The following is a 19,108-nucleotide window of genomic DNA, read 5'->3' as shown; positions in this document are numbered from 1 at the left end:
GATTATCTTCTTGTGAAATGAGAACTGAGGCACTGGGTAGCATAAACCCGGTGCCCCAATTTACTAACGTCAGCTTTGCTTTCCTTCGCGGGCCTTCCACTGATAGAAAACCCCGGGCATCACTAACAATACAAACAGCAGTGTGGTTATGGTGCCGCCCACCATTGGTGCTGCGATCCGTTTCATAACATCTGCACCGGTGCCATCGGAAACCATGACTGGTATCAATGAAATTAACAGTGTCAGGCTGGTCATTAGCATCGGGCGAATACGGCCAGCTGCCGCTTGGGCAACAGTCGCTGTATTACCGCGCTCTGAGTTATGTCCGGCGGCAGATAAGTAGTGCAGCATTAATAACCCCATCTCAGCGGCGAGACCAGCCATGGCAATCATGCCGACCCATACAGCAACGCTCAGTTTGTAGTCGAGCAGGTATAACAGCCAGAAGGCGCCGATCAGTGCCATTGGCATGGCGGTGAGTACAAACAGGGTGTCGGATAGCCTGCCTCGATGCAGATACAGGAGGAAGCACACAGCCAACAAGGTCAGGGGCACTAACCATTGCAGGCGGGACTTGGCGCGCTCCAGGTATTGGTATTGGCCGGCCCAGGCGATACGTTGCCCGGGAATCAGATTAACCTGATCGGCAACAACCTGCTTTGCGCGATTAACATAATCAGCAACGCCGATATCGCCCTTCAAGTCGACAAATACCAAGCCCACCAACTGCCCATCCTCATTGCGGATCATGGGCGGGCCAGTGCGGAAGTCCAGATCAGCCAGCTGGTTCAGGGGCACTTGGGAACCATCAGAGGCGGGGACCAGGATTTGTTCCAGCTGTTCAGGAGTATCCCGGTAGTCGCGGGCATAGCGCACTAACACATCGTAACGTTCGCGGCCTTCGATGGTCTGGGTTGCGGCCAGGCCACCAGCCGCTGCGGCGATCACATCTTCGATATCCTGTACATTCAAGCCGTGGCGGGAAGCCCGTGCGCGATCGATATCAAAGTCCAGGAAGTAACCGCCGGTTAGACGCTCGGCGAAGACGCTTCGGGTTTGTTCCGAAGTGCGTTGGTCACTGCGCAGTGCTTCTTCGATGGCTAAAGCGGTCTGTTCGATTTCCTCCAGGTTATCTCCAAACACTTTGATGCCGAGCTGGCTGCGAATACCGGTGGCGAGCATCTCAGTGCGGGTTTGGATGGGCATCCACCAGATATTGGGCATGCCCGGATAGCGCAGCTTTTCATCCATTTCCGCCAGCAGGTCGTCCCAAGTCATGCCAGGACGCCACTCACTTTTGGGTTTCAGGGTGATAACGGTTTCTACCATTGAGAGCGGTGCAGGATCGGTGGCGCTGTTGGAGCGGCCGATCTTGCCAAAGACATGCTCTACTTCTGGGAAAGCTTTCAGTTCCTCGTCCATTTGTTGCAGCACCTTGCCCGCTTCGGTCACCGACATGCCGGGTAGGGCGGTAGGCATATACAGGATGCTGCCCTCATTGAGCGGCGGCATAAATTCACCACCTAGCTTGCTAATGGGGTAGGCCACAGAAACCAGAGCTAATACCGCGAGAGTGGCCACAACTTTGCGTTGCCGCACGCAGAAGTGAATCACTGGCTGTAGTGTATGGACTAAAACGCGGGAAATCGGGTTTTCCCTGTTGCGAATTTTGCCGCGCATTAGCAGTACAGCGAGCGCTGGAATCAAGGTGATTGCCAATAGGGCGGCGAAAGCCATGCTGTAGGTTTTGGTGTAGGCGAGGGGTTTGAATAGGCGGCCCTCGGTAGCTTCGAGCGCGAATACCGGCAGGAATGAAACCGTGATAATAATCAGGGAGAAGAAAATACTCGGTCCGACTTCCTGCATTGCCCGAACGATTAGCGTTCTTTTTTCGCCCGGAGACAACTCCTTATCCCCATCGGCTGCCAGCTTTTTGTGGATGTTATCCACCATTACCACTGCCGCATCCACCATGGCACCGATGGCTACGGCAATACCTCCCAGTGACATAATGTTGGCGGTAAGCCCTTGTAGGGACAGTGGAATAAAGGCCAGTAAAACTGCAATCGGCAGAGTGATTACAGCTACCAATGCGGAGCGGGCGTGGAGTAGGAAAATAGCGATCACAGCGGCGACCACCAGCATCTCTTCAATCAAGGTGTTCTTGAGATTGTCGATCGCACTATTAATTAATTGTGAGCGATCATAGGTCACTACCAGCTCAACGCCTTCCGGTAAGCCCGCACGGACTTGCTCGATACGCTCTTTAACTCTCTCAATAACCTTGAGGGCATTTTCACCGTAGCGCATCACCACGATGCCACCTACGGTCTGGCCCTCGCCGTCCAGTTCCGCAATACCGCGCTGCATCGCAGGCCCCAGGGTAATATCCGCTACCTGATCCAAAGTCACCGGAATCTTCGCCGCATTGACCCCGATCACCACCTCTTCGAGATCGTCAACGCTGCGGATATAGCCACGGCCACGCACCATATGTTCGTGCCCAGCGATCTCCAGTACCCTTCCTCCTGTGTCATTGTTACTGCGGCGAATGGCCTCGACCACTTTGCCGAGCGGAACCTTAAACATCTGCAAGCGATGGGGGTCGATTTGGACCTGGTACTCCTTTTCGTAGCCGCCAATGGAGGCGACTTCGGCCACGCCCTCGACAGAAGTGAGCCAATAGCGCAACTTGAAATCCTGTAGCGCGCGCAGTTCTTGCAGGTCGTTATTACCGCTTCGATCAACCAGCGCGTACTGGAACACCCAGCCCACTCCGGTAGCATCCGGGCCAAGCTTTGGCTGAACACCTTCCGGGAGCTGGTCGGCTACCTGGTTGAGGTACTCCAGAACCCGTGAGCGGGCCCAGTAAATATCGGTGCCGTCTTCAAAGATGGCGTAGACAAAGCTGAGACCAAAAAAGCTTTGGCCCCGCACATATTTGACTTTGGGCAGCCCTAACATTGCGGTGGAAAGCGGGTAGGTGATTTGATCCTCGACCAGGTCCGGGCTTCGCCCCGGCCAGTCTGTCATCACAATTACCTGGGCGTCGGACAGGTCCGGAATAGCATCCAGAGGGACACTGGTTAGCGCCCGGTATCCCGCCAGGGCCGCGATCGCGACAAGAATCAAAGTGATCCCCGGCCTACCGGCACAGGCCCCAATAATTCGGGCAATCAGCCCTTTGGGTTCGGAATTTACCACTGCTGCACCCCCGACTTCAGGCGGCTTTCCGCCGCGATCAGGAATACACCCGAGGTGACAATTTTATCTCCCGCCTGGAGGCCCGAACGGATAACAATCCTGTCGCTGTCGCCATAACCGGTGCGTACCTGCACCGGCTCCAGACGACCCTGGCCCAAGTCGCGGAAAACAATGCGTTTCTTGCCGGAGATCAATACTGAATCCCTGGGTACCACGAGGAGATTTCCCAGTTCGGCGGTCAACATGATGTCCGCAAACAGTCCCGGGCGCAGTTCACCATCGGTATTGGGCAGGGTCACACGCAGCCGTGCACTGCGGTTATTGTGATTCAGGAAGGGGTCAATCTGGGTGAGGGTGGCTGGGATTTCCTCGTGGTAGACGTTGGTTAAACGCACTTTGGCCGGCATGCCTTTTTCTATCAGTGGCAACTGATCTTCGTAGGCGTGGGCTTCAATCCAAACCTGGCTGAGGTCGGCTATACGCAGCAGGTTGTCGCCCTTTTCAAACGCAGAGCCCGCGACAATATTCTTCTCAATAATCACACCACTGGCGGGTGCAAAAATCGGGATATAGTCCTGCGCTTTTTGCTGTTCAACCAGCCAGTCGATTTGCTCTTCAGAGAGCCCCCACAACAGTAGACGCCTTCGTGCTGCTTTCTCCAGGGCGTCGCCACGGCGGCGGGCCTTTAGATACTCGCCCTGGACTGCGAGCAATTCCGGGCTGTAAACAGAGAAGAGTACTTCACCGCGCTGAACCTGCTTGCCTTCAAAATCTGCATCCAACTCACCAATCCAGCCGTCGAAGCGCAGGCTGATATCCCGCAAGCGGGTTTCGTCATAGGTAACCTGGCCGTGTAGGTGAATGGGCAGAGCGAAAGGTTGCCGCTCGACAATCCCGGTTTTGATACCAATGGCCTGGCGTCGGCCGCTATCCACTACAATGCTGCCGCTTTGCAATTCATCGTGGCTCACAGGTTGCAGGTTCATACCGCAAATAGGGCAAGTACCGGCTTCGGCAGCTCTTACCGATGGGTGCATTGAGCAGGTGTAATAGGCGGTATCTGAGGCCTCAGGCGCAGATTTCAGGCGCAGGCCTTTGCGATTGGTGCTCATATCAAAGGCAAGATCGACATGCTTATCATGGCCTGTCGCTACGTCTACCACCATGGGCCAGGAACCCACCATGGCCAGCTCAATTTCACCGGTGAAGATACCGGGGCTGGATTCACTGATATCTGCCACGGCACGCATAGCTGGCATGGCGCCCATGGCAGGCATCTCGGCTACCGCGCGAACTTCAGCTCCAGATACCGGCTCATTGTCAGCATTGCGAACTTCAATTCGAATTTGGTTTTTACCCGCTTGGGGTTGCAGCGGATCGACAGACACGGCGATCTGGAAGGGGCCAGCTTGCACAAAATCGGCATTTGGAACTGTGGCTTGTGTAGAAATCTTCTTCCAGTAAAAGGCCGCGCCGGCAGCGGCTAACAGCAGGATAAGGGCGATTAAGTTCAATGTTCTTTGCTGGCTCATAGGGCACCCTCCTGATTGAAGGAAAGGCGCATCTGCGTGCAAAGCACCTTATCGATGAGCGAGTCAATGAGCAGGCTACCAATGGCCGCTATAGCTTGTTGGGAAATCAAAAGGTTCACTCCTAGAACAATCTTTCTGAAGCCGCCAGCATGGGCTGGGGGCATATTTCGCTAGTCAGAGAGAAAGGGAGTGATCAAATACGCAGGCGCAAAGTGGCAAGCCAGGTTCGGTTGCCGGGGTGGGATTCTGTCGCAGTAGGAGATAATTCAGGCGTACCGAATGGAGGAGCCAGAATTTGGGGCCATTGGTAAGTTGGCGGTGGCGCCAACTGGGGAAGTTCCAGATTCAAGTATGCGGCGGTGACGGCAACTTGATGGTCGTCCAGCGAAGTCTTCAGGGAGACTTGGGCGTCATAGCCACAACAGTCATCATCTGAGTCTGCCCCCTTGGCCATATCATCGCAGCAACATTCCGCTGATGGCTTGGGGTCCTCCATCATTTCGCAGGCGAGCACGGTCTGTACCTGCAACATCAGCAGGAGCAGGGCCGCCATGGCTATCAGCTTGGCGCGAAATGTGGACGAATAGTTCTTCATTACTGATAAATCATACACCAGAGGTCGGTTGCTCGACAAAGGTTGCTTTCGCTATGTGACCAAGGGGTACCTCCAAGTCTTTCCTTCTTCTACTAAGGGTAATTACGGCACAGGTTAACCCTTCGGCAGAGATTTCTTGACGATAGTTAGTAGATTCCCTTCGATAAATGCGACTACAACAGCACCACAAGGTGTCTCTATGAAAGTAACTCCTCCGGTTTGCCTCCTTCTGATCTTTTTATTGGCGGCACCTTCTTTTGCAGATTCTAAACGCACATCTCTCGAGGAGTTATTTGCGACTACCTATAAACATAATGAAGAGATTAACAGTGAATGGGTGCTGAGTAGGGAGCGGAACTGGGCTGCCTGGCAAAGAATGAGGGCTGTTAGGGAAGCTGCTAATAGGGGGGAAGACTTGTCATACCTCAGCAAGTATGGGCTTGAGAGAAAGTCCGCGTGGTACGAGATTGATTTAGGAAAGCAACGAGCGTGGCTGACGTCATTCAGACTGCTAGGGGTACTCTCTTCTTGGTATATGTTAAAGACGAATCAGGAGGAGCTTTATGAGCTTGGTATGACTGTGGCTGAAGTGGAAAAGTTGGGTCGCTATGTTATCGCCAATGACATCAAAGAAATAAACATCCAGGCAAGATTGGATTATTTCCACAAAGAGGAAGCTGGTTACATAGGCCGGATCCTTCAAGGCGGTGAGGACTTTGCCGCTATCTATTTAGAGCTTCAAGGTAATCTTGAAGCTCTTGAACACCTCTTGGAAACTAATTGGATCATAGATCTATTCAGAAAGTTTGATAGTGAAGCTCAAGAGATATTACTGACCTATAGCTTATCGAAATATAACTCACGAGAGGGAATGGGACGTAGTAGTTACAGTCTGGATCAAGAAGCCGAAATGTTTGTCGATAAATTTCTCTCTGGAGAGATAAACGCAATGACGAAGGAGGCTTTGGAAAGGCTTCAAGAGAAAAGGCTGGGTAAAAAAGCTACCATCAATGTGGAATTTAAGCCTCCGGTTGATTCGCCCGTAAATGAGTGCAAGTGTCCTCCCGATCAATGTTCCTACAATAATTCTTGATTATACTTAAATTAATAGATTTCCCGTCATAATCGACCGCGTGGCATGGTCTTCACTTCGAGTGGTAGTTGTAATGACTGTAACAAGGATCTGTTTTTGGCTTGTCGCGCTTTTCTATTCTTTGTCCCCCTTTGCCGATGAATATATAGTCCAGAGCGAGGACTACGATCCGTTTACCCAGATGACGGAACTCTGGCTAAAGGGTGAAATTTCAAATCGTCAGATAAGGGATTTGGCACTAAGAGGCCGATATCAAAACAGCTCTGCCGCTAATAGTGCTCATGTCTCCTTCTTTCTTGATGAAATGCAGGTGATTGCGCGGGGGAATTCTGTATCGGGTCGTTCGGCCCAGATATCCGTCCAGGTTGATGAGTCAATTTTTGACTTGGATTATGACCTTGTTTCCATGCATATGATGATCAATGGTCATGGAAATGGGTTATCAAGCAAGCAGAAATTCCTTTTGGTTACTTTTATGTACCGGTTAGCAGCAGAAGGCTGGAGCAAGTCTTCTGGAGTCGATGAAATGGAGAAACATCTTATCTATCGAACTCTCGATTACTTATCTGAAATGCCTGCAGATTATAAAATGTGGGTGATAGCTAAAGAGATACAGTATCCGGTTCATTAGAGTATTAATTCATTTCTATAATTAAGTTTAAGCGGGCTTAAGAAGTCATAACAGGCTTCTGCATTGATGATAAGATCATAACTTAACCAGTGATGTTGTTAGAAAGGCTTCGCATACTCTAATTGGTGCCTGCGAGCAGAAAAATATAGTGATTTCTTCCTTTTTTCCTGTAATCTCCTCCTCTTTAAATTCGTATCGAATGTTGGTTTTAAAAGGACTTATATGCAGGATCGAATATCACAGCTGGATTTGTTAAGGGGAGTCGCTTTGTTGGGGCTTCCTTTAATGAATATGATAAATTTCTCTATGCCTATGGCGGCTTATTTGAATCCGAAGGCCTATTTGCCAAATGGCCCTTTGAATGATTTTCTCTTTAGCTTTTTCCATTTGTTTGCTGATCAAAAGTTCATGGGGATTTTTGCCATGCTATTCGGGGCAGGCATCATACTATTAGCTGAGAAACGCGAGCAGCAGAATAAGTCTGCTGCAAAAATTCATTACAGTCGAAATTTCTGGCTGTTATTGATAGGCCTTTTTCATGGCATCTTCATTTGGGAAGGCGACATCCTGATGATCTATGCCTTTATAGCCATGTTTGCCTATTTGTTCCGCAAGTTGCGTGGAAGCTGGCTAATTGCATTGGGGGTGATTACTCTTGCCTTGTCAGCATATAGCTCATATCTGGCAGGAGCTTTTATACAACCCCTAACAGGAGAAGCTCGATATGCAACAGCAGCCATTTTTGCTCCTGATGCAGCGCAGATCCAGAAAGATATAGACATATATCGAGGAGGGTTCCGGGCTCTGTTAGAGAGTCGTTTCCTTGGTGGCAATTTAGCCTCTAGTCCAGAATCGGCAATCGTTATTTCCTACTTTAGTCTCTCCATTATTTTAAAAGCTGCCGCTATGATGTTGCTGGGAATGGGCCTGTTTAAGTTGGATATCCTACGTGGCAAAGCCAGTTCGTCTGTCTACAAAAAAGTAGCTATTGCTGGGGTGGCTATTGGTGTGACATTGACCGGTATAGGGCTTATCTGGAACTATAGTCATGACTGGAGTATGGATGATTACTTCACCTATGGTGCCATTTTTAATTTGGTAGGGTCTACATTTACCAGTATCGGTTATATCGGCTTGATCTGCCTTTGGTTCAAGTTAGGTAAGCACCTATGGATCAAAGGCAAGATCCAAAGTGTTGGGCGGATAGCATTTACCAATTACTTGGCTCAATCCTTTATTTGCATTTATATTTTTTATGGCTTTGGATTGGGTTTGTATGGTGAGCTGACACGTATAGAAGTACTTGGGGTTTGTGTTCTGCTAGGTATGTTGCAGCTGGCCTATTCAGATCTTTGGCTAAAAGTATTCCGTATGGGTCCTCTGGAGTGGATTTGGAGAACACTCACTTACTTTAAGTTTGCACCGCTTATGAAAGATAAGGCTTTACCAGCTGCTGAAGTGAGTAGCTAGAATAGCTACATATTCTTCTTTTTATATTGTTGAGTTACTGCTGACCTTTGTTGGCAGTAGATTATAGGGCATCACACCTTTTTTCTCTCAGTAAACCATTCCCAACATAACAATAAGCTAGAAAAATTAACTATTTCAACTTACTTGTGGTTTTCTTGCGGACACAACAAAGAAGTAACCCAGGGCTCGTCTGCACTGAGTGTCTTCGAAACCGGCTTTTTCAAGCATCTCATTTAGCTCATCGGTGGAATAGAGCTGAGATCCGTGATTCATAAATAGGTGAAAGCAAAACAAGCTCGGGGTCAGGCGGGTTTCATCGAGTAGCATGTCGTGAATAAAGAGATGCCCCCCATTTGGCAAGAATGCGAAGGCTTTATCGATTAAAAATTGGCATGTTTCAGGGCGCCAATCGTGCAGAATATTACTTAAGCAAATCCCGTCACAGCCTTCTGGCCAAGAGCCTGTAAAGAAGTCGCCGGGTACAATTCGAACCTGCTCTTTTTTGCCGAAATTTTGTACGTACTCACTTGCTACTGCGCACACGGGCGTTAAGTCAAACAGTACTGCCTTGCGTTTCGGGTAGGAATCGCAAAACGGTAGGGCAATGGCCCCTGAGCCACCACCCGCATCCATTAAGCACTGAACCTCTGCAAAAATTCCGTTAGAGACAGCTGTGACTGCGGAGGCAAATCCTTGGGAGTGCATCAGGTGTGTAAAGGCCGCAGCGGATTCTGAGTCCATGTCGTTATTTTGCCACATATCGGTTACCGAACGGCCTTTGCACTCAAGTTCATACTCTCGCTCCAGGCTGGTCAGTATCTTTTTATCCAGATGATTGACGTTGTAGATATGGAAGGGGTCTAGTAGCACTTCACCCCAGTAGTAGAGACTATCTTTTGATAGATAAGACTGGCTCAATTCTGTATTTTTTAACCGATGATTGTCGTAACAGATGTACCCTAAATGACTTAAAACCAGAAGAAAAAATCTCATTCCCTTATCGCTGAGCTGTAACTTCTGGCTGAGCGACTTACAGGTGTCATATCCCTGCTCAATCAACCCGGTAATATCCAGCTGAGCGGAAACCATTAGACAGGCAAAATTGTAGTTCCCCATCAACCGGTCCCACATAGGGCTATCGGCAACTGTCGGTGGTGTTATCTTGTGGGTTTTGTTATTACTCATCGTCTGTTACCCATATGACCTGGGGGGTTTTGTTAGTCCGCAGAATTCGTCTGAGTTGGTGTACTTTTTTAGCGTTGAAGGACTGGGGGTATTGTTTTGCTACAGAGGCCAGGTTATGGATATTTTCCTGCACATATTTACTGACTTTGCTGGCATCTGCATTGCCAGTAAACTGTAAGGTAATCCTGTCTGCTGATTTTTGATCGGGTGAGCGGCAACTGAGTAAAAGCTGGACCTCTTCTACACCAGTACAGTCATAGGCGAGGCTTGTGATCTTACTGGTGCTTAAAAGAGCGCTACAGAGGCTGATAGCATCGTCTGCTCGCCCTTCAATCAAAAGTGCTCTGGGGCGGCCACAGCGGCATGTTGTTGGCTTGATCAGATCTCCTAAGCGATAGCGAATAATTGGAACTGTCCAGCCTTCACCAATTCGTGTGAGTAAGGCGCCTTGGTCATCGGTTTCAATAAGCTGCCCCTCCAATAAGTGGTACTTCTCCAGGTCACACCCAGGTGAATTGACAGCAATACTATTGGTTTCTACTGACCCATAGTCGCACCAAAACCCAGCGCTTGGGAAAGCCTTGCGAACAGTTTCAATCTTGGTTTTGGTCCAGGGTTCTCCCATCCATATGATTGACTCAATTGGGAGTTGGCCAACGGAATTTAGTGCTCCCTGGGCAAAGTCAGCTAGGCCTGTAGGGGCGCCAGCCAGGGTATTTACGTGGATGCCCTGTAGAAATTCTATCCAGTTGCTAGCTTCATCTGATACGAAAGGTCCTGTAGGGGCTACGGTACACCGGGAGGCATCGGCCAAGGCTTGAATGAAGTAATGTGCACCCCATAACCGACCAGGGTTGAACAAATTGAGTAGTACACTTTGGGGACTGAGAGGCTGCCACTCTTTAAGAAGTCGATCAATCGCCTGGTGGTAAGGGGTGTAGCAGAGCTTAGGTTGACCGGTAGTGCCTCCACTGGACATTAAAATAGCCCCACCTCTCTGTGCGGCAGCGAGACTGATTCGCTCTATCTCAATGGGACCGCTGATCGGCAGGTCTTCAAAATTACGCACCGACTCAGGTACATTCAGCCCGCCAATTTTGGAGAGCTTTCTTGCTTGAGAAAGTGCGGCACTCCTGTCCAGATCGCCGATATTCATTGAAGTAGGGTGACTCCCAAAGAAGCTAAGCGGATAAAAGGTGCGCTCTAATAATTGTAGTAATCGTCCCGAGCGGTAGTGATTAGGAGGGTCATGGAAGCGCTTTGATTTGGCCGCACTTAACGGTAATAGATGGTGCCAGCTTGCGAAAGCTGATCTATTTCATCCTTCGGGATACCTAGTCCATTTAGTATCTCCAATGTGTTCTCCCCGTAGAGAGGAGCTTGCTGAAACTCCATGGCGGGCGAATCAGGGATGGAAAACGGGGCGCTGATATACTGGACAGATTTGCGCTTCTCACTACGTGTGTAGGGAATAGAAGTTACCTTGCCATTATTCCGTACATAGGTGTTATTAAGTGCTTGAGCAATATCATAAACTGGAGCACAGGGAATCTTTCCCTCCATCTGTGCACACCAATCCTCTGTATTTTTCTTTGTAAAGTGCTGGTCGAGGGTATGGGTCAATAGCTCCCGATGCTTCATTCTGTTGTCATTACTTAAAAAGCGGATGTCAGATTGGAGTTCCGTGGAGCCCAGCTCATCGCATAATAGCTCCCAAAACTTTTCGGTCAAACAGGCGATATAAAGCCATCCATCAGAAGTCTTTACCAGCTGACACGGGGCTTGTGAAGCGTGGGCTGAGCGAGGTTGCTTCCCTGGAACTATCCCCTCGTTGAGAAACCATAACCCTTGGTAGCAGAGGCAATTTAGTGCAATATCGAATAAATTAGTGTCAAAATCACCGCCTTTTCCTGTAACTTCGGTTCGCAGTAGCCCTGAAACTGTGCAGAGGGCTGAATAGACGCTCCCCAGGAGATCCACTACCGATACGCCAACTTTGGTTGGGATAGATCCTGGTTCTCCAGTCACTGACATCCAACCAGTTTCTGCCTGCATAAGGAAATCATATCCTGGCCAATGTTTTCTATTGTTGTCTCTGCCATACCCTGAGAGATGGGTACAAACAATTTTAGGGTTCGCCACTTTGAGGTCTGCATATGTAACCCCCAACTCTTCCGGCAGTGATCCACGAAAATTATCGATAACAGCATGTGAGTTATTCACAAGCTTCAAGAATACCTTCCTGCCAGCGGGAGCCCTGATATCGAGGGCCAAGCTCTTTTTGTTGTGGAGCGTCGATTCACTTGTCTCATTGTCTTCGCGAGCTTCATCAAGATAGATTGATCCCATTTTTCTAAGTGGATTCCCATCTTGTTTAGGGTCTTCAATATTGACAACTTCTGCGCCCAAAAAAGCTAGTAAAGTGCCATGAAAGGAACCTGCGCCCCAGGTTTCGAATGAAAGGATACGCTTTCCGTGGAGAGGGAGCATCATGATATACCTGATTTGCGCAAACAAAATTAGTGACCAGTCAAGTTTTGGCCGCTTAGTTACAAGTGGGTATTAGTTTATAGATCACTGTGTAAATCTGATGTAGGAAAATAGAGTATGAAGTTTGTATTGGTTATTAGGCTCTATTGCAGCTAGGTCGGACATTGAGTGTTTAATTACTCCCTATAGGTTTGGTTGACAAATAGCATTCCGAGCCGAGAAATAGTTTGTGCCTGGTAGTAAGACTAAGTATGTGCCACTTACGCACAAACGGGCATTGCAAACTAGACTCTTTGAGATCCAGTTAATGGCTTTTAAGGATGTGAATATGGATCGTTTTCATATCAGTAGGGTGGAGTTATATGCGATAGCCGATAAAAGTGCGCCGCCAATTTGTTGGACTGCTAATCAAGCCCCGCTGTTATATACCAACAATATTATTCGCATTAAAACCAGCAGTGGTATCGAAGGTATCGGTGCGACATTGAGTTATACCGAGAACGGTTTTGATCGATGCATTATTGAAGCCATGCGCACAATTGCACCGGGTATTTTGGGGAAAAACCCTTTGAGGACAGAGGAATTATATAATTGGCTAATGGAACGGTGTACTTGGGGCGGGTTGCCTGCTAAATCGCCTTTTGATATTGCCGCATGGGACATAAAAGGTAAAAAGGCCGAGATGCCGATTTATGAACTTTTAGGTGGAGCACGCTCAAAAATACAATCTTATGCATCCTCTCCTATGTTTGACACTGTGGAGAAATACGAAACATATGTCGAAGATTGTTTAGCGGAGGGGTTTACAGCAATAAAGTTTCATTGCTCTTGTATATATGAGAGAGATATGGAATTAGTTTCAGCAATTCAAACACGTTTTGAGGGGGAGCGTGTGCGTTTCATGCTGGATACAGCCTCTCTATATACTCCTGCTGAAGCCATGGGCATGGCCAAGTGGTTGAGCGAAAACAACTGGGAGTGGTTTGAAGCTCCAGTTCCAGATTCTGATTGTAGGACTTATCAAGATCTTGTTAATAAGTTCGATATACGAATATTAAGTGATAGCAATTCCCTGTTAACACTACATGAGATAACCAATGCATTGAGCTTGGATACCTGGACTAGTGTTCACCTGGATGCCACTGTTTGTGGAGGAATTACTCCTTTAAATAAATGTTTTGCTATTGCGGAAGGATTTGGTAAAACTTTAGAGATACAGAGTATGGGATTTACGCTTACACAAGCGGCGAATCTGCACGTTGCCCTTGCACATAAAAATTGCAATTACTTTGAGCAGTTTTTCCCTTATAAAGATTTTGAGCTTGCCAGTAAGGTGTCTATTCGAACCGATAAGCAGGGTTATGTCCATGCCCCTCAGGGAAATGGGCTGGGAATAGCCATGGATTGGGAAAAGGTAAAGGATAACTGTTTTTGTCAATATGTATTTGAGTAGGATGATCTAGACTATGCAGGAATCGGACGCCAAGAAATATATCATGGATAAGAAGTTAACATTGGTTAGTTTCTTTTTGGTTTTACTTCTTGGTGTTGTTGCAGTTATTTATCCCGAAGGTACCAAGGACTTTATGAAGGAAATGTTGGCTCTAACTATAATAGACTTAGGGACAATATTTCTTTGGTATACGCTTTTAGGGACATTAGCCCTTTTGTTTTTGGCCTTTTCAAAATATGGCAAACTTCGTTTGGGAGAAGGGGAGGCAAGATATTCACTTGTTCAGCTTTTTTCTATGGCTCTCTGCGCAGGTATGGGAGCTTCGACGATGTATTGGGCATATATTGAAGTAATTCATTACTATATGGACCCCCAGTTCGGCATTTCTGCCGAATCGATTAAAATGGAGTACGCAACGGCTTTCAATATTTTCCACTGGGGGACGGCAGGATGGGTTATCAATTTGATGGTGGCGATCCCTTTTTCTGTGAGTTTTCATATTAAAAAGAATCGAACCCTTAAGTTGTCCTCTGTATTAAATAATATGCTTGATGATCGTATGCCTGAGTGGTTGAAAAAAGGCGTAGATTTATTGTTCATTGTGACCACGCTTTCGGCTACGACATTAACCCTTGGCCTTGCGATTCCAATGATTTCATATAATGTCAGCGCCTTAACGGGTATTCCAGATAGTCTCTCTACAGGAATAGCCATTATCATAGGTTTGTCGCTCCTTTTTTCATTGTCGTCATTTATTGGCATTGAGAAGGGGATGTCACGTATATCTGGGTGGACCATCTATATAGCAATTTTCCTGCTTCTATATACGTTTATTGTTGGGCCAAGTGCTCTTATTGCAAATAATGTAACGAATAGTTTGGGGATATTGTTTTCTGAATATTTCCGCATGTCCTTGAGTACAGACCCATATGGAAGTACACATTTCCCTCAGTATTGGACAATTTTCTTTTGGGCAACCTGGATATCCTATTCGCCGGGTGTAGGTGTGTTTGTTACAAAAATTTCTCAGGGGCACCGTCTGAGAGATGTGATATTAACTTTGATCCTTGGAGGAGGGCTTAGTAGCGCATTTATCTTTGGGATAGCAGGGACTTACGCTGTAGATCTTATGAACCAGGGGGCTGTTAATGCAGTGCAAGAGCTTTCCGGCGGAGAGCCTCTTCGTCTCGCCCATGATATTTTAAATCAATTGCCGCTTCCCGAGTTGGCGATAGCCATTTTTCTGCTGTCAATGATACTGTTTTGCGTGACAACCTTGGATGCAACTTCATATTCATTGACCGGGGTTGTCACAAAAAATCTTGATGCTGAAGCAAATGTTATGCCGGTATATCGGGTTTTTTGGTGCGGGTTGCTAACGGTGATACCCATTGTGTTTTTATTTATTAACGCCGATATGGATACGCTAAAATCTTTTCCCGTTTTAATTGTAATCCCTCTCCTTCCTATATTGGTAATTCTATGTGTTAAAACAGGAGCTTATCTGTTGTCTCAATTTGGCGACATGTCTGAGAGCGAAATTGATGAGTATAGAGCATCTGCTAAGAAGTAACGTGTATAAATTGATTGAGTTGTACCTTAATTATAGAGTGTAACTCTGTGCTAAATAGTTGGACAAATGGCATGAAAAGATAAGTGATCGTGGAGTGTCTCGATTTTCAGTCTTCCTCCTTGTGTTGTCCAATGTAAATGTATGAGTAATGTCAGAGTCTCGGTTTTTATTGAATTTTAGAGCGAAAATCAGAGCGCTTAAACGGGGTGTATAAATCTAACTACTGCGATCTTATATTGTTGTTTTATGCCGTTCATCATATTGCCAACACCTTTCAGTATCCTGGCAGTAAATTGAGCCCTGGAAGCTTGGAGTTGCTGCTACTTTTAAATTCATAGGAGTATAGATTTACTTTGAATCCATTGCTTTTTATTGCACAAGAAAGTCATTTATCGATATTAAGATGAGAGTGTTGACAAATAGTGTCTTGTTCCGCCGTAGAGGACTATTAATCATATCGATAAATCTCTGTATTGGACTCTGTGTGGGTTTTGAGTTGTGTGAAGCGACAAGGAGGTTACTATGCGCCTGCACTCAGCTGTCATTTTGGGAGCACTTATTTTTTCCATGGAGGCCATAGCCGCTGACTATGGCAATCTAGTAAACCTGTGGGGGTTTCGTCCATATGTTTCACTGAATGGTGGGGTTAACAGGCTGGAGGTTAAGCAGGATTATCGTACTGTAGGCGTACTTTATGACCCATACTACTACTACGATTATTTTTACGAATATAGTTACTACAAAACCTCAAGTTCAGGAAGTGAGCCTTGGGGCAGCATTGATATCGGGATCGACTTCAATGGCTATCCGTTTGAACTTCGCTTTAGCTATGGCAGAACAAATTTAGGACGATCGACATCGGTAGAAAATATCGATTATATTGATGACGAAGTTACAGTTATTGAGCGATACCAGGTCAATCAGAAACATCGCTTGGATGTATTTTCAATTACAGGAACTCTGGATTTATCTTGGTATTGCGACAGGTCCTGTATGTATTTGTTGTTGGGCTATAGTTTTGCGCAGCTGGACTGGTCATATACTATGGCTGAATTTTACGCCGGCGGTAACTATTATGGGTCAACAGAATTCAGTAAAAGCTATTTCCATGTAGGTCTAGGTGCGCGCTATGACTTAAATAACTCTTTGCGTATAAGTGCCGAATACATGCTGCACAATGTTGGTAAGGTGGGGGAGTATTATATAAATGACTTTGACCATATAGAATTTGATTTAAGGAATCTTAATGTGTTACAAGTTGGTATATCCTTTATATTCTGATTTATACTTCTTGCTCATTTAAAATGAAAGTATGGATTAAAGCCATACTTTCATGAATATGGGAACTCAATCTCTCAATTAGTACTAATCTATAAGATCTAAGAGCTTCCTCTTATCAACTTTCCCGACTGCGGTAACCGGCAGACGAGATAACACTTTAAGCTGCTCAGGTAGCTTAAAGCTGGCCAGGCCTCTTTCGGTTAAGAAGTCGCGCAACGTTTGCAGGCTTGGCGCTTTATCTACACATACGATAGTCGCTCCAACTTGCTCTCCCATCTCTTGGTCTGGCAAAGCAATGATAGCTGCTTGTTGGATGCCGGGATGGGCGAGTAGATGCTCTTCAATTTCGTCACATGCAAAAGTTTCCCCGCCCCGATTTACAACATCTTTGAGTCGTCCAGTAACTACAATATTGCCGCTATCTAGAATGCGCACACGATCCCCGCTGCGATAGAAACCATCTGGGGTAAAAGCGCGTCGGCTATGTTCTTCTGCACGGTAATAGCCTCTCAGTGTATAGGGGCCGCGAGTAAGCAGTTCTCCTTCTTCTCCGGCTTTCACTTCCTGCCCGTACTCATCAACCACTTTTAGAGTATCGAGGGAACTCATAGGTCTTCCTTGAGTATTGGTGATGGTTTCATTGTTATCTTCGCGATGTGTGTAACAAATCAGCCCTTCGGCCATACCGAATACCTGCTGTAGTGCACCGGGAAAAGCATCTATCGCAGCATTGGCGTCAGTTGGACTCAGCTTTGAGCCACCGACTTGCAGCAAGCGGAGAGAGCTTAAATCAGCATCTTCCCATTCTGTCGCTGCAGTCCAGACTTGAGCCAGTGCTGGGACCAGGGCTGTGGCGGTTACGCCGTAACGCTCTATCAGCTCGAAGCAGTAGTCCGGGCTTGCATCTTTGGTAAATATTACCTGCCCACCCATGGATAGCGTGCCCAGAATGCCGGGGCAACCCAGTGGAAAATTATGGGCGGCGGGGAGTACTGCCAGATAGATTTCATCTTTTCCTAAATTACAAGCAGCCGTAGCGCAGGTAATGTTGTAGCGATAGTCATTGTGGGTGCGTGGAATAAGTTTCGGAAGTCCTGTAGTGCCACCGGAAACGAGGAATAGGGCTGGGGCGTTGGGGTCTACGGGAACAGGGGTGAAGCCTTGGCATTCTCTTCTGGGCAGGGAGGGGAATGTGTCATTTTCATCAGAGCTGTATATGCCTCGCAAAGTCGGAGATTGCGAAGCAATTTGTTCTATCATGCTGTGACGGCTTGCATCACTTTCCGCTCCTGAAGTGATATAGATACTGGCACCCGAGACCTGTGCAAAATGGCATATTTCATTTTGGCGATGCGCAGGCAAAGCTAGTACAGGAGCCAGTCCCGCTCGAAATAAGCCGAGAAGGGTTGTAATAAAACTGACCTGATTGCTCCACTGGAGTATTGCCCGCTCCCCAACTTTGTAGCCTTGTTCCACCAGGCCTGTAGCAATGCTATCGGCCTCATTAACCAATTCAGCATAAGTTAATTGATCCGATAGGTCCCGAACTGCGCATTGATTGGGATAGTTTTTCGCATTACGTGTGATCAGCTCCCAAATAGGTTGGTTATCCCAAATTCCTTGTTGCTGATAGAAATCCTCTAGTTCCTTTGGGTGAGGCGTGTAACCATTAAGTAAATTATTTTCCATGCTGGTCTCCTGAAATGTTTGGGTGGAGCAGGGGAGTGTTTTTTTGAATCTTCTTCAGATTTCTAAATTAAGAATTAACAGTTAGTATTCACGGCTTCAAATTTCTTATTGAGATAAAACTATGTCCGGCGCTTGGCTACAAATCCCTCGCCCTCAACCTAAAGCGGCTATCCGACTTTTGTGTTTGCCTCATGCTGGTGGTACAGCATCACTTTACCGGCCCTGGGCGAAATTATTGCCAGATTCCATAGAATTGGTTCTCGTATGTTTGCCGGGTAGGGAGCAACGCTGTAATGAAGCTATGCCCGCAGATATGCAAACTTTAATTGCTTTGTTAAGTAGGGCTATCAAACCTGTCATCGATAAACCCTGGGCAGTATTTGGGCACAGTATGGGAGCTACAGTTGCTCATGAATTGGCTCTCTCCTTGTATCGCGAAAAATTGCACGGTCCTGAACACATATTTGTCTCTGCGCGCGAAGCGCCACAATTTCAAAAGAGTGGAAACGTACACCAGTTGAGTGATGAATCTCTGTGCCAACAACTCATTGAGCTTGGTGGCACCTCTCCTGAATTATTGGAAATTCCTGAGTTAAGGGCTCTACTACTTCCTGCTATACGCCAGGATTATCGATTGATCGAAACCAGCAATATGTCCTCGGACCAACTTCTAGATTGCCCCATCACCGCGATGCTAGGACGGGATGATCCTGAGTTGAGTACCGTTGAAGCTCAGGGTTGGCAGCAGTGGACCAATGGTGAGTTCCAATTGAATGAATACGCAGGTAACCATTTTTATCTGTCAGATTGCCCCGATCTGGTGGTTGGCCATATTGTTCAGAAGCTCCGCTTGGCCTAACTGTATGTGAAGTTATGTTGGCCGTATAAAATATTTCTGTTTCTTGTAACGCT

Annotated in this window: 14 protein-coding genes; 7 read left to right on the top strand and 7 right to left on the bottom strand. The window is 47.1% G+C overall.

The annotated features are described in order from the left end of the window. Positions 1 to 69: 69 nt before the first annotated feature. The 3 genes from ACJJIE_RS06260 to ACJJIE_RS06250 form a co-directional block, all read right to left on the bottom strand. Positions 70 to 3,204, bottom strand: a complete 3,135-nt coding sequence (locus ACJJIE_RS06260) for an efflux RND transporter permease subunit (RefSeq protein ID WP_282932887.1) — start codon at positions 3,202 to 3,204, stop codon at positions 70 to 72. Next, positions 3,198 to 4,736, bottom strand: coding sequence for an efflux RND transporter periplasmic adaptor subunit (locus tag ACJJIE_RS06255; protein ID WP_282932886.1), 1,539 nt, complete (start codon positions 4,734 to 4,736; stop codon positions 3,198 to 3,200). Before ACJJIE_RS06255 ends, ACJJIE_RS06260 begins: the two co-directional genes overlap by 7 nt. Before the next feature lie 193 nt (positions 4,737 to 4,929). Next, positions 4,930 to 5,331 carry a hypothetical protein gene (locus ACJJIE_RS06250; protein WP_444893959.1) on the bottom strand — a complete coding sequence of 134 codons (402 nt, stop codon included), beginning with the start codon at positions 5,329 to 5,331 and terminating at the stop codon, positions 4,930 to 4,932. Positions 5,332 to 5,530: 199 nt separating this feature from the next. Here ACJJIE_RS06250 and ACJJIE_RS06245 point away from each other — a divergent pair, with 199 nt between their 5' ends. The 3 genes from ACJJIE_RS06245 to ACJJIE_RS06235 all read left to right on the top strand — a co-directional run bounded on the left by ACJJIE_RS06245 (position 5,531) and on the right by ACJJIE_RS06235 (position 8,525). Beyond that, a complete protein-coding gene (locus ACJJIE_RS06245; protein ID WP_444893958.1) occupies positions 5,531 to 6,424 on the top strand; it encodes a hypothetical protein in 894 nt (297 codons plus the stop codon). 73 nt (positions 6,425 to 6,497) lie between these two features. Beyond that, positions 6,498 to 7,055, top strand: a complete 558-nt coding sequence (locus ACJJIE_RS06240; protein ID WP_282932883.1) for a hypothetical protein — start codon at positions 6,498 to 6,500, stop codon at positions 7,053 to 7,055. 285 nt (positions 7,056 to 7,340) lie between these two features. After that, a complete protein-coding gene (locus tag ACJJIE_RS06235; protein WP_444893957.1) occupies positions 7,341 to 8,525 on the top strand; it encodes a DUF418 domain-containing protein in 1,185 nt (394 codons plus the stop codon). A gap of 135 nt (positions 8,526 to 8,660) precedes the next feature. On the opposite strand, the gene ACJJIE_RS06230 is transcribed toward ACJJIE_RS06235, so the two are convergent. From ACJJIE_RS06230 to ACJJIE_RS06220, 3 genes are all read right to left on the bottom strand, one after another. Next, positions 8,661 to 9,710, bottom strand: a complete 1,050-nt coding sequence (locus ACJJIE_RS06230; RefSeq protein ID WP_444893956.1) for a methyltransferase — start codon at positions 9,708 to 9,710, stop codon at positions 8,661 to 8,663. After that, positions 9,703 to 10,866 (bottom strand): AMP-binding protein, encoded by a 1,164-nt coding sequence (locus ACJJIE_RS06225; protein WP_444893955.1) that lies wholly within the window; start codon positions 10,864 to 10,866, stop codon positions 9,703 to 9,705. The genes ACJJIE_RS06230 and ACJJIE_RS06225 overlap by 8 nt, the downstream gene beginning before the upstream one ends. Before the next feature lie 119 nt (positions 10,867 to 10,985). Beyond that, positions 10,986 to 12,203 carry a CaiB/BaiF CoA transferase family protein gene (locus tag ACJJIE_RS06220; RefSeq protein ID WP_282932879.1) on the bottom strand — a complete coding sequence of 406 codons (1,218 nt, stop codon included), beginning with the start codon at positions 12,201 to 12,203 and terminating at the stop codon, positions 10,986 to 10,988. A gap of 325 nt (positions 12,204 to 12,528) precedes the next feature. On the opposite strand from ACJJIE_RS06220, the gene ACJJIE_RS06215 reads away from it, so the two are divergent. From ACJJIE_RS06215 to ACJJIE_RS06205, 3 genes are all read left to right on the top strand, one after another. Then, on the top strand, positions 12,529 to 13,653 hold the full coding sequence (locus ACJJIE_RS06215; RefSeq protein WP_444893954.1) for a mandelate racemase/muconate lactonizing enzyme family protein: 1,125 nt from the start codon (positions 12,529 to 12,531) through the stop codon (positions 13,651 to 13,653). Between the two features lie 43 nt (positions 13,654 to 13,696). Then, positions 13,697 to 15,226 carry a BCCT family transporter gene (locus ACJJIE_RS06210; RefSeq protein ID WP_444893953.1) on the top strand — a complete coding sequence of 510 codons (1,530 nt, stop codon included), beginning with the start codon at positions 13,697 to 13,699 and terminating at the stop codon, positions 15,224 to 15,226. A gap of 522 nt (positions 15,227 to 15,748) precedes the next feature. Then, positions 15,749 to 16,507, top strand: a complete 759-nt coding sequence (locus tag ACJJIE_RS06205) for a hypothetical protein (RefSeq protein WP_444893952.1) — start codon at positions 15,749 to 15,751, stop codon at positions 16,505 to 16,507. Between the two features lie 84 nt (positions 16,508 to 16,591). On the opposite strand, the gene ACJJIE_RS06200 is transcribed toward ACJJIE_RS06205, so the two are convergent. After that, positions 16,592 to 18,196: a (2,3-dihydroxybenzoyl)adenylate synthase gene (locus ACJJIE_RS06200; protein WP_444893951.1), complete on the bottom strand. Its 1,605-nt coding sequence runs from the start codon at positions 18,194 to 18,196 to the stop codon at positions 16,592 to 16,594. 121 nt (positions 18,197 to 18,317) lie between these two features. Here ACJJIE_RS06200 and ACJJIE_RS06195 point away from each other — a divergent pair, with 121 nt between their 5' ends. Then, positions 18,318 to 19,055, top strand: coding sequence for a thioesterase II family protein (locus ACJJIE_RS06195; protein WP_444893950.1), 738 nt, complete (start codon positions 18,318 to 18,320; stop codon positions 19,053 to 19,055). The last annotated feature ends 53 nt before the right edge of the window (positions 19,056 to 19,108 follow it).

The sequence above is a fragment of the Microbulbifer maximicatervae (SeqCode) genome (assembly GCF_052467325.1).
The sequence above is the reverse complement of the archived record's forward strand: the minus strand, read 5'-3'. Positions and strand labels throughout refer to the sequence as shown.